27 protein-coding genes and 1 pseudogene are annotated in these 23,143 nt (G+C 57.6%); 14 read left to right on the top strand and 14 right to left on the bottom strand.

Annotation, left to right across the window (positions count from 1 at the left end; genetic code table 11):
- Positions 1–2: 2 nt before the first annotated feature.
- Positions 3–644 (top strand): LysE family translocator, encoded by a 642-nt coding sequence (locus ABLU67_RS10755; protein WP_064358758.1) that lies wholly within the window; start codon positions 3–5, stop codon positions 642–644.
- Positions 645–733: 89 nt separating this feature from the next.
- On the opposite strand, the gene ABLU67_RS10750 is transcribed toward ABLU67_RS10755, so the two are convergent.
- The gene (locus ABLU67_RS10750) at positions 734–1,168 is read right to left on the bottom strand and encodes a hypothetical protein (RefSeq protein WP_046877824.1); all 435 of its coding nucleotides are present in this window, start codon (positions 1,166–1,168) and stop codon (positions 734–736) included.
- A 300-nt stretch (positions 1,169–1,468) separates the two neighbouring features.
- Between ABLU67_RS10750 and ABLU67_RS10745 the strand changes: the two genes are divergently transcribed.
- Positions 1,469–2,758, top strand: coding sequence for a DUF445 domain-containing protein (locus tag ABLU67_RS10745; protein ID WP_014227777.1), 1,290 nt, complete (start codon positions 1,469–1,471; stop codon positions 2,756–2,758).
- A gap of 163 nt (positions 2,759–2,921) precedes the next feature.
- Positions 2,922–4,163: a multidrug efflux MFS transporter MdtM gene (mdtM, locus tag ABLU67_RS10740; RefSeq protein ID WP_025108166.1), complete on the top strand. Its 1,242-nt coding sequence runs from the start codon at positions 2,922–2,924 to the stop codon at positions 4,161–4,163.
- A gap of 10 nt (positions 4,164–4,173) precedes the next feature.
- On the opposite strand, the gene ABLU67_RS10735 is transcribed toward mdtM, so the two are convergent.
- Together ABLU67_RS10735 and ABLU67_RS10730 are read right to left on the bottom strand one after the other, a co-directional pair.
- Positions 4,174–4,800 carry a ParB/RepB/Spo0J family partition protein gene (locus tag ABLU67_RS10735; RefSeq protein ID WP_014227775.1) on the bottom strand — a complete coding sequence of 209 codons (627 nt, stop codon included), beginning with the start codon at positions 4,798–4,800 and terminating at the stop codon, positions 4,174–4,176.
- Complete coding sequence (locus ABLU67_RS10730; protein ID WP_032693014.1) at positions 4,800–6,011, bottom strand: DUF3440 domain-containing protein; 1,212 nt, start codon at positions 6,009–6,011, stop codon at positions 4,800–4,802. Before ABLU67_RS10730 ends, ABLU67_RS10735 begins: the two co-directional genes overlap by 1 nt.
- A gap of 374 nt (positions 6,012–6,385) precedes the next feature.
- Between ABLU67_RS10730 and ABLU67_RS10725 the strand changes: the two genes are divergently transcribed.
- From ABLU67_RS10725 to ABLU67_RS10710, 4 genes are all read left to right on the top strand, one after another.
- Positions 6,386–6,625 (top strand): DUF2164 domain-containing protein, encoded by a 240-nt coding sequence (locus ABLU67_RS10725; RefSeq protein ID WP_009652824.1) that lies wholly within the window; start codon positions 6,386–6,388, stop codon positions 6,623–6,625.
- 82 nt (positions 6,626–6,707) lie between these two features.
- Positions 6,708–7,859 (top strand): double-cubane-cluster-containing anaerobic reductase, encoded by a 1,152-nt coding sequence (locus ABLU67_RS10720; RefSeq protein WP_064358757.1) that lies wholly within the window; start codon positions 6,708–6,710, stop codon positions 7,857–7,859.
- A gap of 8 nt (positions 7,860–7,867) precedes the next feature.
- Positions 7,868–8,635 carry a putative 2-hydroxyacyl-CoA dehydratase activator YjiL gene (gene yjiL, locus ABLU67_RS10715; protein ID WP_014837323.1) on the top strand — a complete coding sequence of 256 codons (768 nt, stop codon included), beginning with the start codon at positions 7,868–7,870 and terminating at the stop codon, positions 8,633–8,635.
- Entirely contained in the window at positions 8,632–8,886 is a 255-nt protein-coding gene (locus ABLU67_RS10710) for a DUF3343 domain-containing protein (RefSeq protein WP_014227770.1), read from the top strand. Before yjiL ends, ABLU67_RS10710 begins: the two co-directional genes overlap by 4 nt.
- Before the next feature lie 59 nt (positions 8,887–8,945).
- Here the strand turns inward: ABLU67_RS10710 and ABLU67_RS10705 are convergent, their stop codons facing one another.
- Genes ABLU67_RS10705 through ABLU67_RS10695 form a run of 3 tightly spaced genes read right to left on the bottom strand, consistent with a single transcriptional unit; the run spans position 8,946 to position 11,213 of the window.
- A complete protein-coding gene (locus ABLU67_RS10705) occupies positions 8,946–10,049 on the bottom strand; it encodes a M20 peptidase aminoacylase family protein (RefSeq protein ID WP_025108162.1) in 1,104 nt (367 codons plus the stop codon).
- Between the two features lie 20 nt (positions 10,050–10,069).
- The gene (locus tag ABLU67_RS10700) at positions 10,070–10,537 is read right to left on the bottom strand and encodes a YjiG family protein (protein ID WP_004128539.1); all 468 of its coding nucleotides are present in this window, start codon (positions 10,535–10,537) and stop codon (positions 10,070–10,072) included.
- Entirely contained in the window at positions 10,530–11,213 is a 684-nt protein-coding gene (locus ABLU67_RS10695) for a nucleoside recognition domain-containing protein (RefSeq protein WP_014227768.1), read from the bottom strand. The genes ABLU67_RS10700 and ABLU67_RS10695 overlap by 8 nt, the downstream gene beginning before the upstream one ends.
- A 312-nt stretch (positions 11,214–11,525) precedes the next feature.
- Between ABLU67_RS10695 and ABLU67_RS10690 the strand changes: the two genes are divergently transcribed.
- On the top strand, positions 11,526–12,440 hold the full coding sequence (locus tag ABLU67_RS10690) for a LysR substrate-binding domain-containing protein (RefSeq protein WP_049102130.1): 915 nt from the start codon (positions 11,526–11,528) through the stop codon (positions 12,438–12,440).
- A 2-nt stretch (positions 12,441–12,442) separates the two neighbouring features.
- Here the strand turns inward: ABLU67_RS10690 and ABLU67_RS10685 are convergent, their stop codons facing one another.
- The 4 genes from ABLU67_RS10685 to ABLU67_RS10670 form a co-directional block, all read right to left on the bottom strand.
- The gene (locus ABLU67_RS10685; protein WP_004098265.1) at positions 12,443–13,507 is read right to left on the bottom strand and encodes a DUF2955 domain-containing protein; all 1,065 of its coding nucleotides are present in this window, start codon (positions 13,505–13,507) and stop codon (positions 12,443–12,445) included.
- On the bottom strand, positions 13,497–14,564 hold the full coding sequence (locus tag ABLU67_RS10680) for an HlyD family secretion protein (protein WP_032693019.1): 1,068 nt from the start codon (positions 14,562–14,564) through the stop codon (positions 13,497–13,499). The genes ABLU67_RS10685 and ABLU67_RS10680 overlap by 11 nt, the downstream gene beginning before the upstream one ends.
- A 6-nt stretch (positions 14,565–14,570) precedes the next feature.
- Entirely contained in the window at positions 14,571–15,035 is a 465-nt protein-coding gene (locus ABLU67_RS10675) for a MarR family transcriptional regulator (RefSeq protein ID WP_014227766.1), read from the bottom strand.
- Positions 15,036–15,425: 390 nt separating this feature from the next.
- Positions 15,426–15,590, bottom strand: a complete 165-nt coding sequence (locus ABLU67_RS10670; RefSeq protein WP_004098259.1) for a DUF1127 domain-containing protein — start codon at positions 15,588–15,590, stop codon at positions 15,426–15,428.
- 177 nt (positions 15,591–15,767) lie between these two features.
- Between ABLU67_RS10670 and ABLU67_RS10665 the strand changes: the two genes are divergently transcribed.
- The gene (locus ABLU67_RS10665) at positions 15,768–17,192 is read left to right on the top strand and encodes a PLP-dependent aminotransferase family protein (RefSeq protein ID WP_064358756.1); all 1,425 of its coding nucleotides are present in this window, start codon (positions 15,768–15,770) and stop codon (positions 17,190–17,192) included.
- A gap of 98 nt (positions 17,193–17,290) precedes the next feature.
- Here the strand turns inward: ABLU67_RS10665 and ABLU67_RS10660 are convergent, their stop codons facing one another.
- The 4 genes and pseudogenes from ABLU67_RS10660 to ABLU67_RS10645 form a co-directional block, all read right to left on the bottom strand.
- A complete protein-coding gene (locus tag ABLU67_RS10660; protein ID WP_014227757.1) occupies positions 17,291–17,593 on the bottom strand; it encodes a BrnA antitoxin family protein in 303 nt (100 codons plus the stop codon).
- Positions 17,580–17,868 (bottom strand): annotated as a pseudogene (locus ABLU67_RS10655) (BrnT family toxin). The gene ABLU67_RS10660 and the pseudogene ABLU67_RS10655 overlap by 14 nt, the downstream one beginning before the upstream one ends.
- 251 nt (positions 17,869–18,119) lie before the next feature.
- Positions 18,120–18,563 carry a FosA family fosfomycin resistance glutathione transferase gene (locus ABLU67_RS10650; RefSeq protein WP_064358755.1) on the bottom strand — a complete coding sequence of 148 codons (444 nt, stop codon included), beginning with the start codon at positions 18,561–18,563 and terminating at the stop codon, positions 18,120–18,122.
- A complete protein-coding gene (locus ABLU67_RS10645; RefSeq protein ID WP_064358754.1) occupies positions 18,557–19,465 on the bottom strand; it encodes a LysR family transcriptional regulator in 909 nt (302 codons plus the stop codon). The genes ABLU67_RS10650 and ABLU67_RS10645 overlap by 7 nt, the downstream gene beginning before the upstream one ends.
- 87 nt (positions 19,466–19,552) lie before the next feature.
- On the opposite strand from ABLU67_RS10645, the gene ABLU67_RS10640 reads away from it, so the two are divergent.
- The 5 genes from ABLU67_RS10640 to ABLU67_RS10620 form a co-directional block, all read left to right on the top strand.
- Positions 19,553–20,335, top strand: a complete 783-nt coding sequence (locus ABLU67_RS10640; protein WP_064358753.1) for an NAD(P)H-dependent oxidoreductase — start codon at positions 19,553–19,555, stop codon at positions 20,333–20,335.
- A 147-nt stretch (positions 20,336–20,482) separates the two neighbouring features.
- Positions 20,483–21,067, top strand: a complete 585-nt coding sequence (locus tag ABLU67_RS10635) for a TetR/AcrR family transcriptional regulator (RefSeq protein ID WP_004098242.1) — start codon at positions 20,483–20,485, stop codon at positions 21,065–21,067.
- Between the two features lie 145 nt (positions 21,068–21,212).
- Positions 21,213–22,013 (top strand): winged helix-turn-helix domain-containing protein, encoded by an 801-nt coding sequence (locus tag ABLU67_RS10630; protein ID WP_014227752.1) that lies wholly within the window; start codon positions 21,213–21,215, stop codon positions 22,011–22,013.
- Positions 22,010–22,528, top strand: coding sequence for a FidL-like protein (locus ABLU67_RS10625; RefSeq protein WP_004098240.1), 519 nt, complete (start codon positions 22,010–22,012; stop codon positions 22,526–22,528). Before ABLU67_RS10630 ends, ABLU67_RS10625 begins: the two co-directional genes overlap by 4 nt.
- A gap of 404 nt (positions 22,529–22,932) precedes the next feature.
- A partial coding sequence (locus ABLU67_RS10620) for a BMC domain-containing protein (RefSeq protein WP_319610931.1) occupies positions 22,933–23,143 on the top strand: 211 nt, incomplete at its 3' end.

Below are 23,143 nucleotides of genomic sequence, written 5' to 3'. Positions count from 1 at the left end.
CTATGGACATACTCGCTACGCTCTTTCCCTCCGCCTTCCCCGCGCTGGCGCTCTCCCATTTTGTCGCCCTGCTAAGTCCCGGGCCGGATTTTTTTCTGCTGGTGGGCTACGCCATCCGCTATCGCCTGCGCGGCAGCGTCGGCCTGTGTATCGGCATTACCGCCGGAAACGGTCTGTATATTCTTCTGGCCATTATCGGCTGGGGGATCCTGCGCCAGGCGCCGCTGCTGTTTACGGTGATTGAGCTGCTGGGCGCGGCGTATTTACTGTGGATTGGCAGCCTGCTGCTCAGAAGCCGTCCGACCACGCTGGCGCTGCACGGCGCCTCGGCTTCGCGCCCGCCGCTGGTGAAACAGCTTTTTCTCGGGCTGGGTTCTTCGCTGCTCAATCCGAAAAACGCGCTGTTCTACCTCGCGCTGATGACCTCCCTGCTGGGCCCGAACGTCACGCTGGTGCAGCAGGCCGTCAGCGGAGCCTGGATGACCAGCGTGGTGTTGATATGGGATCTGTTGCTGGTCACGCTGATTGCGCTACCGTCGGTGCAGCGCCGCCTTTCCGCCGTCGTCTGGCGAGTCGAGCGCACGGCCGGCGGCGTATTGATGGCTTTTGGTTGTTGGATTGTGTGGCAGTTTATTTTTAATTAATATTACCAATCATCAAATAAGGACAAAGCCTCGCCGTTCCCCAGCAGGGAATAAACGAGGCTTCACTCTATCGCCATCTTACACAATAATTATTCCGGACTATTTGCCGTCAACATATCCATCGGTACAAATACCCACTGCTGTGCTTCCGAGCCGTTAAATTCGAAAAGAATAATCGGATTCCCCTGGTTCGTGCCGCGGTTGTAGCTGTCCATAACAAAGCTCGGGTTTTGTTTGCTTTTAATAAAGCGACGTGAGCTGACTAAATCCCACCGCTGCGTCGCTTTATTCCCGCGAACCTGGAGCTCAATCGCTGCGCCTGAGCCCATACGATCCCCGCAAATGCCCAGCAGCAGCTCCTCGCTGGCGGCCAGGACGATCTCGCCGGTCCTGTCATCAACCGACCACAGAATTTTATTTAACGGTGAGGACGTCGGTAAGATAACAGCCTTAGCCCCGGCTTGCTGATCGCTAATACCTAATACCATGTCTTTTTTTGCTGCATATTTAAATATACCAATCATGAAAAACTCCTTTTATAAAAGACCAGTAGCAAGAGAAATTGATTAACGTTTTCCCTGAAATAAACAATGCCTTATTTAACCTTGAATATAATGTGATTAAGATCACTTATTAATAATTAACTTAAGAAAAAACCCATGTGGGATATATATTATGAATGCATTTAAGTTTAATTATTTAAAAATAGAATTTAAGCTACGTAAATTAAATTAACCCTCATCGTCTCTCTCGTCGGAAAAAGAGGAATCCGAATGACCAGGGCGTCAAATGGCGAAGATTTTACGCATTAGCCGTCAGGCTATATGCTTAAGCTTATGGAAAAACTCGCTGAACTGAAACGCGCCAAGCTGCTGGCGCTCTCGCTGCTGCTGATTGCAGCCGCCATTTTTATCACTACCCTCGTGCTGCCGCCAACGCCATGGGTCGGTGCGCTAAAGGCTATTTCCGAAGCGGCAATGGTCGGCGCGCTGGCGGACTGGTTTGCGGTCGTGGCGCTGTTTCGCCGTATTCCGCTGCCGTTCGTTGCGCGGCATACGGCGATTATTCCGCGTAATAAGGACCGGATTGCCGATAATCTCGGCTATTTCGTGCAGGAAAAATTTCTCGATACGCCCTCTCTGGTCGCGCTGATCCGGCGCTATGAACCGGCGCTGATGCTCGGTAACTGGTTCAGCCAGCCGGAAAACGCGCGTCGGGTCGGCCAGCATCTGCTGCAGGTGATGAGCGGCTTTCTGGAGCTAACCGATGACGCGCGCATTCAGCGCCTGCTGCGTCGGGCGGTACATAAAGCGATTGATAAGGTCGATTTAACCCAAACCAGCGCTATGATGCTGGAAGGGCTGACGCGCGATAACCGCCACCAGAAGCTGCTGGATTCGCTGATTAGCCAGCTGATCGCCCTGCTCCAGCGCGACAGCTCGCGGGCGTTTATTGCCCGCGGCATCGTGCACTGGCTGGAGACCGAGCATCCGCTTAAAGCCAGGCTGCTGCCTACCGAATGGCTCGGCGAGCACAGCGCTGAAATGGTTACCGATGCGGTTAACACGCTGCTCGACGAAGTGAGTCAGGATCGCGCCCATCAGATCCGCCAGGCCTTCGATCGCGCGGCGCTGAAGCTGATCGACAACCTGAAGTCCGATCCGCTGATGGCGGAAAAAGCGGACAATATCAAAGCGTATCTGAAAAACGATGAGACCTTTAACCGCTATCTGGGCGAGGTATGGGCCGATCTGCGCGGCTGGGTTAAAAACGATGTTAATAGCGACGATTCACGCATTAAGCAGCGCATTGCCGAAGCCGGTCAGTGGTTTGGCGAAACGCTGCTCCACGATGAGGCGCTGCGCGAATCCCTGAACGAACATCTTGAGCAGGCGGCGCACCGGGTGGCCCCGGAGTTTGCCGCCTTCCTGACGCGCCATATCAGCGATACGGTCAAAAGCTGGGACTCCCGCGATATGTCGCGACAAATCGAGCTGAACATTGGTAAGGATCTGCAGTTTATCCGCATCAACGGCACGCTGGTTGGCGGCACTATCGGTCTGCTGCTGTGGCTGTTTTCACAGATTCCGTCGCTGTTGCATTTACATATTTAATTCAACTTTTTGTTTTTAATGTATTTCTTACATGAATACATATTAACCGTTAAAAACACATGGATATTTAGGTTGACCCTAAATTTATTGCAGTGTGAAGTGCTGAAATAGTGCGCGCATAAACGGCTATTTATGGCGTAGAGACTCAACAAGGAGCCCACCGATGTTGCAATGGATGACCCGTTTTTTCGCCCGCCATTCCGCCACGCTTTTCTTCCCGGCGGCGCTGATCCTGTATGACTTTGCCGCCTATCTGACCACCGATCTTATCCAGCCGGGGATTATTCACGTGGTGCGCGACTTTGACGCCGACGTGGCGCTGGCTCCCGCCTCGGTCAGCCTGTATATGGCCGGCGGCATGGCGCTACAGTGGCTGCTCGGGCCGCTCTCCGATCGTATCGGCCGCCGTCCGGTGCTGCTCACCGGCGCGCTGATCTTTACCCTGGCCTGCTTCGCGACCCTGTTCACCACCTCAATGGAGCAGTTCCTCGCCGCGCGCTTTGTTCAGGGCACCAGCATCTGTTTTATCGCTACGGTTGGCTACGTCACCGTGCAGGAGGCGTTCGGCCAGACAAAAGCCATTAAGCTGATGGCGATTATTACCTCGATCGTGCTGATCGCGCCAATAATTGGCCCGCTCTCCGGCGCGGCGCTGATGCACTTCGTGCACTGGAAAGTGCTGTTCGGGATTATTGCCGTCATGGGGTTTATCGCCTGGCTGGGGCTACTGCTGAATATGCCGGAGACCGTCCGGCGCGGCGACGTCCCCTTCAGCGCCAGCGGCGTGCTGCGCGATTTCCGCGATGTTTTCCGCAACCGCGTTTTTCTGTTCGGCGCCGCCACGCTCTCGCTCAGCTATATTCCACTGATGAGCTGGGTTGCGGTCTCGCCGGTTATCCTGATTGACGACGGCGGGCTGACCACCGCCGAGTTCGCCTGGACCCAGGTGCCGGTCTTCAGCGCGGTGATTATTGCCAACCTGTCGGTGGCGCGCTGGGTAAAAGACCCGACGCGTCCGCGCTTTATCTGGCGCGCGGTGCCCATCCAGATGACCGGGCTGGCGATCCTGATCCTCGGCAACCTGCTGTGGCCGCACGTCTGGCTGTGGTCGGTGATCGGCACCTGCTTCTACGCCTTCGGCATCGGGCTGATCTTCCCGACGCTGTTCCGCTTTACCCTGTTTTCAAACGATCTGCCAAAGGGCACCGTTTCCGCTTCGCTGAATATCGTGATCCTTAGCGTCAGCGCGCTCTCTATCGAAGCGGCGCGCTGGCTGTGGTTTAACGGCGGCAGGCTGCCTTTTCATCTGCTGGGGGTGGCGGCGGGGATTGCGGCCGCGTGCTGTCTGGCGGGTTTATTAAGCCGGATACGCCAGCAGCCGGAAGCCGCGCTGGCGCAGGAGTAGCGCACATTGGCTACTCCACGGTCCAGGCTTCACTAAAGCTCTCGTCGGCGAACAGCTCCGTCAGGCCGCTGATCTGTTTCAGGCGCAGCACCTCGTCCGCATCCATACCGAGCTCTTCGCCGATGCGCCGATCGTCCCAGCCCTGGCGATGTAAATCGCGGACGATGTCGGACATCGCCGCGATCTGATGTTTGCCCCTGGCGCGATTATGGCGAATGGTGGCGGCGATGCGCTCTTTCTGCCCTTCGCGTTCGGCATTGATGAGCGTCACCGGAAGATAACCATGCAGGCGCCGGTTCAGCTCCGGGCGACTCTTACCAATCAGGTGGCGATGAAAACCGTCCACGACCAGGTGCCGTCGCTGCTGGCGAGCCACCACTACCGGTTGGGTAAAACCATCCAGTTCGATAGAGCGTTCCAGCAGTTTTTTTTCCACCGTCGCCATCACGTTGGGGTTGTAGTCATTCGCCTCAACCGTTTTGGCCTCGACCCACAGCACGCAGTCCACCGGCTCGCGGCAGAAGGGACTGTGCTGGTGGATCAGGCTCTTCAGCTCGTTAATCGCTTTGATTTTCAGGTCAACATCATCAAACGACTCGAGATATTCAATCACTGTCTTAGCCACATCCGGCGACATCAAAGCGTCCTCCACTCTTTACGTTTGTTACTCACCAGCCGACAGTAGCGCTCATAGTGCTTTGGCTGCGTCGGGCTGAACGACAGCATCCGGCACCAGAAATCGTTTTTCAGCAGCGTCTTGCAGATGCGGCGCCATGAGGGAACATCGCGATAGCCGAGATCTTTTTCCTGCTCGTCGGGAATATCGACAGGGAAACCGCGGGTCTGGTACCAGTGCAGATAAATAGCGATTTTATTACGGTAATGCTCGGCGGTTTTTGCCGGCATGCTGTCGAGCAGAAAGAGCGCATACTCGCGCCAGCTAAAATGCGCCGGTTTGCGGATTTTGGTCTTCAGCGCAAAGTAGTCGCCGCTGGCGTTGGCGTAAATCGCGCCGCTGTGCGCGCCGCATACCCGACGGCACATCCGCTCCCAGGTCTCCGGCTCAAGAATGTGATAGAGCCACAGCCCGCGCCGCTGCTCGGGGCCGAAGGGCTCGCAGACGCGCATATTTTTCAGCGGTACGCCGGCGCGGTGCATCAGGTCATAGAGCGGGTTGTAGGGAAGGCGCGACTTATGATTAAAGATCCAGATGTCGCGGGTCCGCCAGTCATAGAGGGGATAGCAGGTATAGCTGAACCCTTCCGGCGAGGCGGTGGTCCAGGGTTTATCTTCCTCAAAGCGCAGTTTGGTCGGCGAGGTGAGCGCCATATAGCGATGCAGCGACTCGTCGGTGCGGATGCCGATCAGCGAAGCGAGACTGCGCCCCGCAGCCAGCCAGTGGGAAAAGGCCGGTATAAACGCTTCAAAGGTCATTTCCGGCTGATAAAAAGGGAAAAAACCGGCATCGGTGATGGCGTCATCCGGCGGTTGCCTCACCCATTCTTCCCCGGCCCGCCAGGCGACCCATTCCGGCTCATGCTGCGATACGCCGCTCACCGTGGTCATCGGCAGCGCCACCCAGTAAAAGCGGCTTACCACGTCCTGATAGCGCTCTTTCATATTTTGTACGTGCTGGATGGTTAATAAATACTGCGCTTCCCAGTCCACGAACAATACCGCAAACTTTTTCCCTTTTTTACGCGCAACGGCTGCCGCCAGATGAAATAATACCGTCGAGTCTTTACCACCCGAAAAAGATAAACAGACCTGCTCGAAAGTATCAAATACCCAATCCAGGCGCATCAGAGCAGCGTCAAAAACATTCATATTCAGTTTTACGCGTTTCATCCTTCACCCCTGATAAATGAATCGCCGTCAGAATGTACTTATAGGAAAATTCCGTAAGCCAGATAACCTGAAATCAGGTTCATAGATTATTCATCCAGATACCGAACATGCTGAAAAAAGGCGAGCGTGACTAAATGTTATTCACACCATAAAAATCATGTTATCTCATTTAAATTCATAAAGTTACGAGAATAACTCCTATTATCTTCGTTTTCTCGGGAGTACTGTGATCTCAGTCACAATTCTCCGCCGAGCGAGGTCATCAATATCCTTTATTGCGGCCAAAAACATCACGCCATATCGCAACTGACTCTCCGCAATCGGATATAATCAGCAGCCCCGATCCACCGTAACAATATTGATTAAGGAACGCCATGAGCGATATCGATCTCAGCCCGCCGCAACGCGATCTGCTGCGCGAGAAGCTGTCTAAATACTGCGAAGAGAATTTTGAGCTGGAACTGGAGCAATTTGACGCGGAATTCTTTGTCGACTTTATTGCGAAAGAGCTGGGTCCAATGTTTTATAACGCCGGGATTGATGCGGCCATCGCCACCCACCTTGCGTGGGGCGATCGGATTCAGGAAGAGATGGATCTGAAAAAAGTCTACTAGCGGAAGATCAATAAATACCCACAGTAAACAGGGTTATAATGCGACCTCTTTCATCATCTCCCGTGTACGGGGAAGGAAAACCATGTCGCTTATCACCGATCTACCCGTCATTTTTGACCACTTCTCCGCAGCCCGCCAGCAGGGTTTCCTCACGGTCATGGAGCTTAAAGAGCAAAACATACCGCTGGTTGGCACCTACTGCACCTTTATGCCGCAGGAAATTCCGCTGGCCGCCGGCGCGGTGGTGGTGTCGCTGTGCTCCACCTCCGACGAGACGATTGAAGAGGCGGAAAAGGATCTGCCGCGCAACCTCTGTCCGCTGATAAAAAGCAGCTACGGTTTTGGCAAGACCGACAAATGCCCCTACTTCTACTTTTCCGACCTCGTGGTGGGCGAAACCACCTGCGACGGCAAAAAGAAAATGTACGAATACATGGCCGAATTCAAAGCCGTGCACGTGATGCAGCTGCCGAACAGCGCCAGCGATGATGCCTCGCGAGCGTTGTGGAAAGCGGAAATTTTGCGCCTGCAGAAGGTGGTGGAAGATCGCTTTGGTACGCCGATTACCGAAGCCGCCCTGCGCGAGGCGATTATCCTCAAGAACCGCGAACGGCGGGCGCTGGCGAACTTTTATCGCGTCGGGCAGCTCAACCCGCCCGCGCTCAGCGGCAGCGATATTTTAAAAGTGGTTTACGGCGCGACCTTCCGCTTCGATAAAGCGGCGCTGATCGATGAGCTCAACGACATGGCCGATCGGGTACGCCTGCAGTGGCAAGAGGGCAAACGGCTGGAGGCGCGGCCGCGTATTCTGATCACCGGCTGCCCGATCGGCGGCGCGGCGGAAAAAGTGGTGAAGGCCATTGAGGACAACGGCGGCTGGGTGGTCGGTTTTGAAAACTGCACCGGCGCGAAAGCCACCGAGCGCTGCGTGGAGGAGACGGGTGACGTTTACGACGCCCTGACCGATAAATATCTCGCCATCGGCTGCTCCTGTATTTCGCCGAACGACCAGCGCCTGTCCCTGCTCAGCCAGATGGTGGATGAATATCAGGCGGACGGCGTGGTGGATGTCATTTTGCAGGCCTGCCACACCTACGCGGTGGAATCGCTGGCGATAAAACGCCACGTGCGCCAGCAGCACGACATCCCCTATATCGCCATTGAGACCGACTATTCGACGGCGGATATCGGCCAGCTCAGCACCCGCGTGGCGGCCTTTATCGAGATGCTTTAGGAGCGCGCGTGACCATTACCGTAGGGATTGATTCCGGATCGACCGCCACCAAAGGCATCCTGCTTGAAGACGGCGTGATTCAGCGCCGCTTTCTCTGCCCGACGCCGTTTCGCCCCGCCGACGCCATCGTTGAAGCGTGGGAAACGCTCCGCGCAGGCCTGAGCGAGCGCCCCTTTTTAACCTTAACCGGCTACGGACGCCAGCTGGTGGATTTCGCCGATAAGCAGGTCACCGAGATCTCGTGCCACGGGCTCGGCGCGCGCCTGCTGGCCCCGCAGACCCGCACGGTCATCGACATCGGCGGCCAGGACAGCAAGGTTATCCAGCTGGACGAAGCGGGTAATCTCACCGATTTCCTGATGAACGATAAATGCGCGGCGGGTACCGGGCGCTTCCTGGAGGTGATTTCGCGTACGCTGGGGGCCAGCGTCGAGCAGCTCGACAGCATCACCGACGGTATTGAACCCCATGCGATTACCAGCATGTGCACGGTATTCGCCGAATCCGAGGTCATCAGCCTGCGTTCGGCCGGGGTGCCGCCGGAGGCGATCCTCGCCGGGGTGATCAACGCCATGGCCCGACGCAGCGCCAATTTTATCGGCCGTCTGTCGGCGCAGGGGCCGCTGCTGTTTACCGGCGGCGTCAGCCACTGCGCGGCCTTCGCGCGGAGGCTGGAGGGGCACGTGGGTATGGCGGTGCAGACGCATCCCGACGCGCAGTTTGCCGGGGCGATCGGCGCGGCGCTGATCGGCTTACGTCAGAGGAGCCGCCGGTGACGGAATATCTGTTTTTATTTCACTCAACGGTGGGGGTAGTGCGGATGCGCAAAGCCCTGCAGGCGGCGGGAGCGTCCTTCCGGGTGAAGGACATTCCGCGCCAGCTGCGCGGCGGCTGCGGGCTTTGCATTTATCTGAGCTGTGAGCCGGGCGAAGAACAGAAGTGGATTCTCCCCGGCCAAACGGAAGCCCTGTTTCGCGTCGCCGGGGATGATTATCAGCTGCTGGCTCAGTTTCCGCCGCAGGCGTAACCAGCGCGCGAATCATCGCCCGGCGGCGTACAGTGAGCACAATATCCGGGTTTGTTCCCTCAGCCCAGCAGCTGGCGAACGCAGGATTTAAACACCCGCACGCCATCCGCCAGCGCGGCGCGGTCGAAGTGCATCTCCGGATGATGCAGCCCCGGCAGCAGGTCGCAGCCCAGCCCCCAGAACCCGCCCTTCACCTGTGGACGCAGGCGCAGATAGTGGAAAAAGTCCTCGCTGCCCGGCGTACTCTTCGCCGCCGTTAAGCCGGCTTCGCCAAACGTTTCCCGGATCGCCTGGCTGACGATAGCCGTAGCCTGTTCGTCGATAATCGCGGCGGGCATCTCCTTGACGATCTGGATATCAACGGTGGCGCCGTAAGCCGCCGCGCTGCTCTCTATCGCCCGCACCACCCGCTCTTTCAGCGTCGCCATACCGTCATTTTCCGCACTGCGCAGATCCCAGCACACGTGCGCTTTCGCCGGCACCGAGTTGGTTACCCCCGCATCGCACAGAAAGCGCGTCGCTTTAGCGCTCCAGGTCAGCGAAGGCGCCAGATGAATCCCGTTTACCGCCTGCACCGCGTGCGACGCGGCATCCAGCGCGTTAACGCCCAGGTGAGGCCGGGCGGCATGCGCGGCTTTGCCGTGGAAATCGACCATCACCGTCGCCGAGGCGGAGTAGTACATCGCCGGCACCGCCTTGCCCTTCGGGCACTCCTCCAGCGGCCTGAGGTGGAAGCCGAACAGCATCTCCACGTCGTCCAGCACGCCCGCTTCCGTCAGCGCGATCGCCCCGGTGCCCAGCTCTTCGGCGGGCTGAAAGAGTATTTTCAGCTTCCCGCGCTTCACCAGCCCTTCGGCGAGGATCTCTTCCGCGGCGGTCAACACCACCGAAGAGTGCCCGTCATGACCACAGGTATGGCGAGCCTCTAAGCGGCCATCGATGATATGGCCCAGCGCATCCATATCCGCCCGCAGCGCCACGACCGGCCCCGGCTTACCGCTATCCAGCAGCGCAACAATGCCGGTGGTGCCGCCGACGTTGCGCTGAACCTGAAACCCCGCGGCTTCTAATGCATCGCCGATGTATGCCGACGTTTTGTGCTCCTCAAAGCCCAGTTCAGGGATTTGATGCAGATAGTTGAAATGCTCTAAAGTTCGCGACACGTCTTACTCCTTGCCTTCTATTATGCAATCACGCGCATGACCAGCATGGCGATAACGGCATTGATAATGCTCACCGCCATCAGCAGCGGCCAATATTTTTTCGGGACATCCGCCACACCGAGCAGGCGCCCCATGTACTGAAGCTGCGAACCCATGAGGAAAATCGCCGGGATGAGAATCGTGATATCCGCCACGTTGAGGGTGCCTTTGCTCAACAGGCTCACCGCCACGCCGGTTCCCGCAGAGGCGGAAAGCCAGGAGGTCAGCAATACGGTAATGGCTTCACCCGGCAGGCCAAACAGGCCCATCAGCGGCGCGCAGACGTGGCCGATGATCTGCATCACGCCGAGCAAATTAAGCATTTCAGCGATCACGTAGGCCATTAATACATTCGGCATCAGATTGTTGATGGCGATATTAAATCCTTTGCGCGCGCCGATAACGAAAATATCGAACGGGTTACTGCCGACTTTTGCCGAATTATTCATTTTCAAAATCCCTTTTATAAGCGGTATTCAGAACCAGACGCGTGATTGCCGCGCCGACAAATTTCAGCACAAACATTAAAAGCAGCGGAATAATGATAGGAATGGTTAACGAAGCGAAAAGCGCTGAGCCAATCGAGAAGTAGTTATTAATCAGACCGGCGCCGGAATATTGCCAGGCGCCCATAATAACCAGATCCTTACGATTTATTTTGTCGCTGTCATACAGCTCTTTGGTCAGCGCCGCCCCGGCATCGGTACTCTGTAAGTCGGTAATCAGCGCCAGGCCGGTATAACCCGGGATCCCGAGCAGCGGGCGAAGCAGCGGGGTCAGCAGCTTATGCGCCGCGCGGATCGCGCCGTAGTGGGTAAATATCTCCAGCAGCCCCAGCGCCAGCATCACCGTCGGCACCAGCGACAGGGCAAACAGGAAGCCGGCCTTGGCGCTGATGCCGCCGCTGCCGATAAAGGTGTTGGTTTCCGGCGTTTTCATGGTGCCGAACGCGCCGCCGAGGGTGGTAAAGTCAAACGCCCCCAGCCAGGCCATGCCCTCAACCTTAAACAGCAACCCGGAGAAAACTAACAATACGACGATCAGTGAAATCCAGGCTCCGGGCCCGACTTTCCACTCATTTGTCGTTTCGTCGGAGGAACATTCCAACGTTTTATTTTCACTCATACCCTGTCCTCTCACATAATGAAATGTTAGTGCGATTGTTTGCAATTTGAAATTATGTCAATTTATTGTTATTCGAATTTATTATTTTCACTGATAAGCTTTTCCATATTCCCTTAATCAGCATCATCACCATTTCTTATTCTTCAACTCCCCGAGCCTTGCCGCCTTAATAGCGCGCCGGGAATAAGCGATGAGAATTTTCCTCCCTGTCAGTTTTTGTCCGAATTACGATTATCTATAACTTGCCGGGATGATAAATACCTGTGAAAGGGTGTTATTGTTGACTACAGGTCAACAAAGGAGCGAGAAACGATGTTGCATGAGAGGCCGATGAGCTATCTGTATGAAGTCGGGATTCAGGGAGGCATTCGCCGGGCCGCCGATATGCTGGGCATCAACCCGTCAGTCATCAGCCGCCAGATAGCGCAGCTGGAACGGGCGCTGGAGCTGCCGCTGCTGGAACGCCAGGGACGAAACGTGGTGCTGACCGAAGCCGGACGTCTGCTGGCGGAGGACTACTACGAAAGCCGTCAGCGCCGGGAAAAGCTGGAAAGTCACCTGAAGGATTTACGCCATATGCGCGGCGGGACTATCTCGGTGAGGATTGGCGGCGGGCTGGTCACCACCTTTATTGAATCGGTGATGAGCACCTTTTCTCAGTCCTGGCCTAACGTGTTCGTGGATATTATTGTCGGCAGCATGCAGGAGATGCTCAACGATATCGCCAGCGGCGAAGCGGATATGGCGGTCGCCTTCGGCCCCATCGGCAACCCGGAGCTTAAACGCCACAGCTTTCAGTGGGGCCCTATCTGCGCCGTGGTCTCGCCACAGCATCCCATCGCTGCCCTGCCCGCCGTCACCATCGATGAGCTTACGCAATATCGCCTGATCGCGCTCACCGACAGCTTTGGCCTGCAGCGCCATATGAACGCCATGTTTAAAACCGCCGGACGGCAGTTTCATCCGGCCTATCGCTGCAACCTCTTTTCCACCGCCATGAGCCTGAGCCAGGCGGGATTGGGGATCTCTTTTATGACCGCATACGCCGCCCGGGAAGCAATAGCCCACGGTATTCTGACCGCGGTCCCCATCGATCATCCCATCGCCAGCAGCGCCCAGTGCCACCTGCTACGCAACTCCGACCGCCGCTTTTCCCCGGCGGCGCATCATATGTGGCGGCTGCTGCACAACGCTTTTCGGGACGCGCAGCGGGCGCTGGCGGCCTGAGCTTATTCGGTCACTACGAATCGGGTTGGCGCAAAGCAGTTCAGCAGCCGATGCATAAGGAAGACCATGGTCAGCGTAACGATCAGCGCCACGGTGACGGAAGTGATGCGGTACAGATCGCTGAACACCAGGTCCTGGTCCGGATGCAGGTTCTGGCCGAACATGATGCCGATGGTGGTAATGCTGGCGAAGCCAACGCCGGCCCCCACCTTCTCCATCACGTGCAGGCGGGCGCTAAACGCCAGGCCGAGACCAATCAGCGGCATCATCAGCACCATATGATTGCTGAAGTCGTAGATAATCAGCTGCACCACCAGGATATAAAGGCAGGCCAGCACCACCCCCACCACGCGCCAGATCGAGCTAATCACCGCGCCGCGATAGTGCATCGGGAACAGAATTAAAATCCCCGCCATTAGCGCCGACAGCGAGTCGCTCAGATCGCAGACCTGAAAGATCACAAAGATCATTGTCGCCACGCTGCCGGAGAGCAGCGATTCGTGGCGAATACGGGCAGCATCTTTTTCAATGCGCGGCGGCGGCTTGCGCGGTTCAACGTCCGGGATGAAGTAGTTCAGCAGCGCGCTGAGCGCCACCGCCATCACGCAGGCCTCCATATTGGAGAACATCAGGGTGTGCCAGTTGCTGGTGGGATAGCTCATAAAGTTGAGCATCGTGCTTTGACACACCACGCCCATCGACCCCAGCAGAAACAGCGGCCCCTGGCTCATAAAGCGAAAGCGCATCACGTACAGGCCAAACACCACCAGCGTCATAATCACCGGCCACTGCGACAGATAGCCGACGATTAATACCATTTCGACGCAGTTTACCGCTGCGCTGAACACAAACTGCCGCGCCACGTGACGGTTAAATACCGGCACCAGCGACAGCAGCATCAGCGGATAAACCACGAAAAAGACGCCGTACTGTACGTCGTAGAAGGTCGAAATGCTCAGTGCGATAGTGCCGGCCACGGCGATGCGCAGCGTCTGGCGAAAATCGTTCGCCGTGTAGACGATGTTGCCGTGCGGGGTGAAGACCCGCGCCAGGGTATTAATAGACATAGTGCAGGAAGCTCACCAGATGGATCTGCGCGCCGGCGAAGGTACGGGCGAACGGGCCATCGCTGTTATAGAGCTGTACCGTCGCGCGGGCGCCAGTGGGCAGCGGCTTATCCAGCGGCTCGTCCAGGGCGACGTGAATGCGCATGCGCTGCGCGTCGCGCACCCAGCGGGTGGACTGCTCCGGCTGCGATAGCTGGCCATTGACCTCTTCCTGGCCGGCCAGAATACCGGCATCGCTGCTGGTGACGTGCGCCGGGAAGACTTTCCCCGGCAGCGCATCAAACACCACCGCGGCATCGGTATTGACGCCGGTGTGGCGCAGGCTCTTCTCGCGGAAATCAGCGACGATATCGGTCTGATTGCTCACCAGCGCCAGCAGCGGCGTGGCGGCGGTGGCGTACAGACCGGGGTTAAGCTGCAGGTTGCTCACCATCCCGTCGGTCTCCGCGCGGACCTTCGTCCAGCCGAGGTTAAGCTGCGCCTCTTCCAGCGCATTGCGGTACTTCTGCAGCGTGACGTTGCGCCCATCGTCGCGCTCGCCGCGCTGGATCAGCAGATTCTGGATACTGGCGTTGAGCGCGCTGACCGACTGCTCGCTGGTCTGCCAGGTGGTGCGCACTTTATCCAGATCCGACTGGGAAACGTTCTGCATGGTGCTCAGGCGCTGGTAGCGCTCGAAGGTCACCTTATCGTTGCGCGCGGTGTACTGGGCGGTGCGCAGGTTGGCGCGGGCAGAGGCGATCTGCGCGTCCAGCTGCTGGTTGCTGAGTTTCGCCTGTTCAAGGGCGATCTGCGCCGCTTCCACTTTATTGATAAACGGCGTCGGGTCCAGTTCATAGAGCAGGTCGCCCTTCTTCACCTGGCTGTTGTTGTGCACATAGACATGGGAGACATAGCCGGAGACGCGCGACGAGACCGGCGTGACCACGCGCATCACGGTGGAGTCCGGCGTGAGCGGGATCCAGATATCGGCAACGATAAACCAGGCGAATATGGCCAGGAAGGCGGCAATACTCACCCTTACCCAGCGGGCAAATTTCTGTTCAGGGGTCATCATAGTGTTTTAGATCTTGTTATCTTCTTCGCGGATAGTCCGCAGATTGCAGGCGATTTGATTTAACGTAGCGCTAAAGGCGGCGAGCTGCGCTTCAGGGATAGTTTCGGTGACGCGCTGTTGATAGGTCTCAATCACGCGGTTCAGCTTCTCCAGAATAGCTCGGCCTTCCGCCGTCAGCGTCAGCAGGCGTATGCGTTTGTCATAAGGCGATGTAGAACGCAGCAGATAGCCCTGCTTTTCCAGCTGCGTGAGGGTGCGCATCAGCGGCGGCAGTTCAATGCCCTGCACCTCCGCCAGCTCGCTGACCGAGACGTTATCCCCCAGCTGATGCAGCTGCATCAGCACCGTCCAGCTTGACTGGGTCAGGCCGGTATCGGTAATGGCAGAATCAATAATCGCGCGCCACTGGCGCACCACCATCGCCATGCGCATCCCCATCGGGCGGCGGGCAAACAGGTCGTCTTCGGTCATCTTTTTTTCCTCACTTAACGGTGAGGAAAATAATACTTATCACGGTAAGTATCAAGAAACGAAGAGTGGATAAGCATGAATTGATAAATTCTGTGAATGTATTATCCCCGGTCGCGCTCACGCTTACCGGGGCTACAGCTCTGCGCGGTATGGTCGCCCGGACAGGCGCGTCAAGCGCCGCCTCCGGGGAAATCCCCGGTCGCGCTCACGCTTACCGGGGCTACAGTTCTGCACGGTCTGGTAGCCCGGACAGGCGCGTCAAGCGCCGCCTCCGGGGAAACCCCGGTCGCGCTCACGCTTACCGGGGCTACGGCTCTGCGCGGTCTGGTCGCCCGGACAGGCGCGTCAAGCGCCGCCTCCGGGAAAATGCCGGGTAACAAATCGCACTTTTTAATTGATCTGATCCCGACGCAGCCCGACATCTTTTAGCTGTTCGTCGCTCATACGCTGCAATGTTCTGCGCGTTTGTTCGCGAAGCCACCATTTTTTGATTATCCGCGCCAGAAACACGAAGCCGATAAACGGCTGTCTTGCCCGATTCTCGTGAAATTCCATCCTCTACCTCCTCACCTTGCCAGAGGCTTTATCTTCACGGATCCGCGGCCAAACAATACAGATTCACAAAATACTTTTCTTTAACATACAGATTCGCTAAAACGTACAGCAGACCTCATTTTTACCGCCAATCTGTACTGGTTTATTGATCTGTATGGCGACGATCAAGGATACAGCATGACCCGCTATCAACATCTGGCCAGCCTGCTGGCAGAACGCATCGAACAGGGGCTGTATCGCCCCGGCGAAAAGCTGCCGTCGGTACGCAGCCTGAGCCAGCAACACGGCGTCAGCATCAGCACCGTTCAGCAGGCCTACCAGACGCTGGAACAGCAGCAGTTGATCGTGCCGCAGCCGCGATCCGGCTATTTCGTGGCCCCGCGTAAAGCCCAGCCGCCGGTACCGCCGATGTCGCGTCCGGTCCAGCGTCCCGTCGAGATCACCCAGTGGGATCAGGTGCTGACCATGCTCGACGCCCGCCACGATAAATCGATTATCCCCTTCGGCGGCGGCTCGCCGGACGTCACTCAGCCGAGCCTGAAGCCTATCTGGCGCGAGCTGAGCCGGGCAATTCAGCACAACCTGAGCGAAGTGCTGAACTACGACGAGCTGGCCGGGCGTCGCGAACTGCGCGAACAGATCGCCCGCCTGATGCTCGACGGCGGATCGGTGGTCACCGCCAACGACCTGGTGCTCACCAGCGGCTGCCACAGCGCGCTGTCGCTGGCGCTGCTGTCGGTGTGCCAGCCCGGTGATATCGTCGCCGTCGAATCCCCTTGCTACTACGGCACCATGCAGATGCTGCGCGGATTAGGGCTAAAAACCATCGAGATCCCCACCGATCCGGAAACCGGGATCAGCATCGAGGCGTTAGAGCTGGCGCTCGATCAATGGCCGATCAAAGGGGTGATCCTGGTCCCCAACTGCAATAATCCGCTGGGATTTATCATGCCGGATGCCCGCAAGCGAGCGGCGCTGTGCCTCGCCCAGCGCCACGATATCGTTATCTTTGAGGATGATATCTACGGTGAGCTGGCGACCGAATACCCGCGCCCGCGCACCATCCATTCCTGGGATATCGACGGCCGGGTGATGCTCTGCAGTTCGTTTACCAAAACCATCGCTCCCGGCCTGCGCATCGGCTGGATTGCCCCCGGCCGTTATTACGATCGTCTGCTGCAGATGAAGTATGCCGCCAGCGGCACCAACGTTCCCTCCACCCAGCTGGCGGCCTGTAACTTTATTCGCGAAGGCCACTATCACCGCCACGTGCGGCGGATGCGGCAGATCTATCAGCGTAATATGGAAATTTACACCTGCTGGCTGCGGGAGTTTTTCCCCTGCGGGATCTGCGTTACCCGCCCGAAAGGCGGCTTTATGCTGTGGGTCGAGCTGCCGGAGCAGGTGGATATGGTCTGCGTCGCGAAGCAGCTGTGCCGGCTGAAGATCCAGGTCGCGCCGGGATCGCTGTTTTCAGCATCCGGGAAATATCGCAACTGCTTAAGGATCAACTGCGCCCTGCCGCCGACAGATAAACATAAAGAGGTGATGGTGCAGCTGGGAATGGCGGTGAAGGTGGCGATGGAGTGGGCGCCGGGGTGAGTCTGCGCTGGCCGGTGCTACCGGTTCCCCGCCGTCTGCGGGCCCGTAGCCCGGACAAGGCGCGTCAAGCGCCGCCTCCGGGGTAATCATGAGGCAGGCTATTTCTTGTTAAGATCGCGAATCATCGCTTCTCTTAAGATCGCATTCAGTCGCGTTTGATAACCTTTCCCGGGACGTTTAAGCCACTCCATAATATCGGCATCAATACGGACAGAAGCCTGAGTTTTTAGCGGTCGGTAAAATTTACCGCGTACGGCATCTGACCACTGTGCGTCGTCTGTGGCGGGAATATCGCTATAATCGATTTCATCATCCGTTTTGTTGGCCAGCGCTTTAAGCTCATCGTCTCGCTTAGCCGTAAGCGTATCCGGATTGTCACGTTTATGTTTAACCATGTTCATAACGATTTCTCTCTTTGCTGTCCGCCTTCCGGGCGCTGATAATACGAATGACCTCTGTTCCACTTTCAAAACGGACCGAATGCGCAACCATGATAACAATGATCCCATGAACGAGGCCGAGAGTTTGCCAGCGATATTCACCATTCTCATAACGATCCTGTCGGGAAAAGATGCCGGGGATCGTCAAAGACGAGCACCGCTTCTTCAAACCGGATTCCATGTTTTCTTAGATTACTTATTGCCTTGTTCGCATCCCATTCAAACTCCATTGGCATCATATTCATCCTGATTGTATATACAAAAAAGTATAGACAATTATCCAGGGATAATACTCTCAACGTTGGAAAAAACTTCACATTTTTAAAGCAGGAATTGTAAAAGATGTTCCCGGCTCGCGCTGCGTTTAGCCGGGCTACCCGAGCGCACGGGCCGGTAGCCCGGACAAGGCGCGTCAAGCGCCGCCTCCGGGGAAACAACGCGCAATGCAGCCTCCACTTTTCCCCGGCTCGCGCTGCGCTTAGCCGGGCTACGGGTTCCCGGCCGCCTGTTCGTCCTCGCCAAAAAACACCATACCTTTATAGGGCTGCTTCCGGCACGCCGCCAGGCGCTGGGCGAGATTGCCAACGTGCAGCTCCAGCTTGTGGCCGTCCGGGTCGAGGAAATAGTGCGACGCGCCTTCGCTTTTATTGGTTTTCCAAACAGGAACGCCAGCCGCATTCAGACGCCCGACAACAAGCGCGAAATCCGCCTCCGCAATGCTGAACGCGTAGTGGGTGTAGTCGCTCTCCTCCGGCGAAATAACGCGCCGCTGCGGGTCCAGCGACAGGCACAGCCAGAGGTCGCCGCAGGAGAAATACGCGCCGTTATCCCAGCGGGCGCGCAGCGTCATCCCCGGAAGCTGCTGATAAAACGCCACGCTAGGCGCCAGCTGGCTGACCGCCAGGGTCAGATGATTTAATCCGCTTAACATGGCTTTTCCTCTAATGACGTTACGATTTGCTGGCGCAGCCACCGGTGCGCCGGATCGCGGTGCCAGCGCTCGTGCCACAGCATCAGCATCTCAAACCCGGCGACCGCCAGCGGCGGTTCAACCACCGTCAGGCCGCCAGCGCCACGCACCAACCGCTCCGGAAGCACCGCCACCAGCTCGCTGTTGCGCAGCGTCTCCAGCATAAACAGGAAATGTGGCACGGAAAGGACAACCCGCCGCGCCAGCCCGAGATTCGCCAGCGCGCTATCGGTCGCGGCGCTGAATCCTCCGCCGTCCGGCGAGACAATCACCTGCTCCAGCTGGCAGAACTGCGCCAGGCTTAATGGCGACCGCAGCGCCGGATGCCCGGCCCTGCCCGCCAGCACGTAGCGTTCGCGGAACAGCAAACGCTGATGCAGCCCGGGCGGCGCGCCGTCTCGCGTGTGAAAAAACAGATCCACTTCGTCGCGATCCGCCTGCTGTACCAGCCGCGCGGGCTGTAGCTCAAACAGCGCCAGGCGGCTGGCCGGAGAGGAGATGCGCAGGGTATTGAGCACCGGCAGCAAAATCGCCGACGCCATATAGTCCGTCGCCGCCACCCGCCAGGTCTGCGCCGCCGTGGCCGGGTCGAAAGGCTGAACCGGCGCTACCGCTAGCTCCAGCGCCAGCAGCGCATCGCGCAGCGGCCCGCGCAGTTCATCGGCGCGGGCGGTGGGCTGCATTCCGCGCGGCCCCGGCAGCAGCAGCGGGTCGGCGAAAATCTCGCGCAGTCGCGCCAGCTGCACGCTGACCGAAGGCTGCGACAGGTTGAGGCGCTGCGCCGCGCGGGTGACGTTATTTTCGCTGAGCAGAACGTTCAGCGTGCGCAGCAAATTGAGATCCAGCCCCTGGAGATTAATCATCACTATACCTGTCATTGAAGCAATTCATTTCTACTATAGCGTCGCCGACTCTACTCTGCAGCTCTCCATTGCTCAGAGGTGATTTCAATGAAAATACTACTGGTTTACGCCCATCCTGAACCGCATTCGCTTAACGGCGCGCTGAAAGATTTTACCGTGCAGCATCTGCAAAACGCCGGTCATGACGTGCAGGTGTCCGATCTCTACGCCATGCGCTGGAAGGCGGGATTTGATGCCGACGACAGCAGCGCCCCGCCGGTCGGTGCAAGCTGGCGGGCTACGCGGGATTCGCAGTACGCCTTCGCTAACGGCACGCAAAGCGCGGATATCGTGGGCGAACAGGAGAAGCTGCTGTGGGCCGATACGGTGATTTTTCAGTTCCCGCTGTGGTGGTTTTCGCTGCCCGCCATCATGAAGGGCTGGATTGATCGGGTCTACGCTTACGGCTTTGCCTACGGCGTCGGCGAGCACAGCGAAACCCACTGGGGCGATCGCTACGGCGAAGGCACGTTCGCGGGGAAACGGGCGATGCTGGTCGTTACCGCCGGCGGATGGGCGGAACACTACGCGCCGCGCGGAATTAACGGGTCTATCGACGACATCCTGTTCCCCATTCAGCACGGGATGCTGTTCTATCCCGGCTTTGATGTGCTGCCGCCGGTGGTGTTCTACCGCACCGACAAACTCGATGAACAGCGCTTCGCCGCGCTGCGCGAGGCGCTGGCCCGGCGGCTGGATACCCTCTCCGAAACGCCGCCCATTCCCTTCCGTCGGCAGAATCACGGCGACTATCTGATCCCCTCTCTGAACCTGCGTCCGGAGCTGGCGCCGGGCGAAAACGGCCTCGCTATCCACGTGAAGCCTGTGTGAATCTCGGTGGGTGATATTCGCGGCGCGGCGAATATCGCCACAATTCATAAGGTGAACTGTGAGCCTCCACGCAATAACGTCATCCCGCCCCGCTGCGCCCCTTCGCATATTGATAGCGATCAAGAATAATCATACCGTCTGGTCGGTATGATTCGGGCCATGAATATGGAAGCCCAACATCGTAAAAAAGATCCCGTCCGCCTGCATAAGCAACTGCTGGAATCCGCCGCCACCATCGCCGGCCGGGACGGTATCGCCTCGCTGTCGCTGAACGCCGTCGCGCGCGAAGCGGGCGTCAGCAAAGGCGGTTTACTGCACCATTTCCCCAACAAGCAGGCGCTGATTTTCGCCCTCTTTGCCCGCCTGCTGGCGATTATGGAAGAGGCGATTGCAGAACTTATGGCCGCGGATAACGTCTCTTATGGCCGCTTTACCCGCGCCTATCTGCGCTATCTGTCGGCGCCGGAACTCACGGATACCCAGGAGAGCCGCCAGCTAATGGTGCTGTCGCTGGCCATGCCGGATGAACCGGTGCTGCGAAAATGCTGGCGCGACTGGATGCTGGACCATCTGGCGAAAGGCGATGAACTGGACAATAGCCATACCGGCACGCTGGTGCGCTATGCGGCGGACGGCATCTGGCTATCGGAATTAACCGAGGGGCGCACCATGAGCCCCGGGCACCGGCAGTCGCTGGTCAGCGATCTGACGAAGATGACGCTTCCTGCGTGAAGCATATATACACTAAATAATTCGCGTTGCAGGAAGGCGGCAAGGGAGCGAATCCCTGGGAGCATAGATAACTATGTGACCAAGGTGAGCGAACGCAGCCAACGCACCAGCAACGTGAAGTATGACGTGATAGATTGAGGCCACGATGCGCTATAACATCCATGGCCGTCTTATTTATGATGCAATGGACGGCACGCTAACGTTACCGGGAAGCGATGAAGCGGACAGCCAGCTGTCCATCACCGCCAACGCGCTGCTGTGGTTCTTCCTGCGCCACACCGAGGTGGTCAGCCGCGATGAGGTGCTTAAAAAAGTCTGGGATGACAACGGGTTAACCTCATCCAACAGCAATCTCAATCAGTACCTGAGCATGCTGCGCAAAACCTTCCGCCACTACGATATCGACAACATTATCGTCACCGTGTCGCGCGGACTGCTGCAGCTCAATCCGGATCTCACCATCGAGAGGCTCGACGCCAGCCCGGAGCCGGAGCCGCCGCCCGCGGCAGAAGCCGAGCCAGACCCGGCCGCGGTCCCGGAAGAACAAAAGACCGTTTCCAGCCGCCACGCGCGCGGTACCTGCTGGTATCTCGCCGGCGGCTGCCTGCTCACCATCGCCCTGCTGCTGGTGGTCTGCAGTTTTCTCGGCGGCAGCACATCGCACCCCATCACCCTGACGCAAATGCGCCACAGCCAGTGCGAGCTGCTGGCCAGCGATGAGATGCTGCGCTCCGTTGCCGGAACCGCCTACGGCAAGAATTTTGATGCCGTGCGCCAGCGCCTGAAGCTGGAATGCAAGCCCGGCGAACGCTTCGTCTTCTTCTATGGCGACCGGCTGGAAACCAACGGCCTGGGCCGGGTATTCCTGGCCCACTGCGCGATGCATGAAGATAACCCGTTCAGCTACTGCGATAACTATTTTTACTATTCATGGAAACCGCAATGAGACTCGCCCCGCGCCCCTTTTTCGCCCTCTCCAGCCTGGTGTTTATTGCCGCCGCCGGGTTCTGCGCCTGGAAGCTGCTGCCGGTCGAAAACGGCGGGGTGATGAGCTGCTCGACCAAAGCGATTATGCGCTTTGAGAACATGGAGAAAGAGAACGTCAACGGCAATATCCATTTCAACTTTGCCGCCAACGGCAAAGGGTCGATGGTCGTCGAGGGCTACACCGATTCCGCCGCCGGCTGGCTTTATCTCCAGCGCTACGTCAAATTTAGCTACACCAGCAAACGCATCTCCACCACCGAGCGCCACTATCGCATCAGCAAGTGGGAATCCAGCGCCTCGTCCATCGATGAGTCGCCTGACGTGATCTTCGACTACTTTATGCGCGAGATGTCCGACAGCCACGATGGCCTGTTTCTCAACGCGCAGAAGCTCAATGAGAAAGCCATTCTTCTCAGTTCTATCAACTCCCCGCTCTACGTCTGCACGCTGAAGTCCGGCAGCAAGCTTGACTAAGCTCACACCCGCTTTTCCTTCCTCGCTTTCCCGTTAGTAAAACCGCACGTTTTGCATTTAGCCTGCCGAAGAAAACGCGATCCTCCCCACACTTCATACATCGTCAAATTACCCCCGATCTGCAATAAATTAGCAACTTATTAACATCAATCCGCCTCCGGCTAAATGGTGAAAAAATCGCCACAATCGTCACTCAATTCGCCCCGCCATCGCAGAACAAATGCATAAATCACCCGCTTATAAAATCTAATTCATAGAGCAAAAAACTAAAAATTCACCTTGAGAAGATTTAAATTTCACTTCACTCGCCATTCCCTATAGTGAACCCCGAACGCCGCATCCGCGTCCTGACGCCGTTACGCGGTCGGTTTTCCGAATCACAAAACTGTTCTGGAGGAGAAACCATGGGTGATGCATTAGGGCTTATCGAAACCAAAGGTCTGGTGGCCTGCATTGAAGCCGCGGATGCGATGTGTAAAGCCGCCAACGTCGAGCTGATTAGCTATGAAAACATCGGCTCGGGGCTGGTGACCGTGATGGTGAAGGGCGACGTCGGCGCAGTGAAAGCGGCGGTGGATTCCGGCGTCGAATCCGCGCAGCGCATCGGTGAAGTGG

Origin of the sequence: Klebsiella sp. GN_Kp190, assembly GCF_040061795.1 — a bacterium.
In the GTDB taxonomy this organism is placed as follows: domain Bacteria; phylum Pseudomonadota; class Gammaproteobacteria; order Enterobacterales; family Enterobacteriaceae; genus Klebsiella; species Klebsiella michiganensis.
The sequence above is the reverse complement of the archived record's forward strand: the minus strand, read 5'-3'. Positions and strand labels throughout refer to the sequence as shown.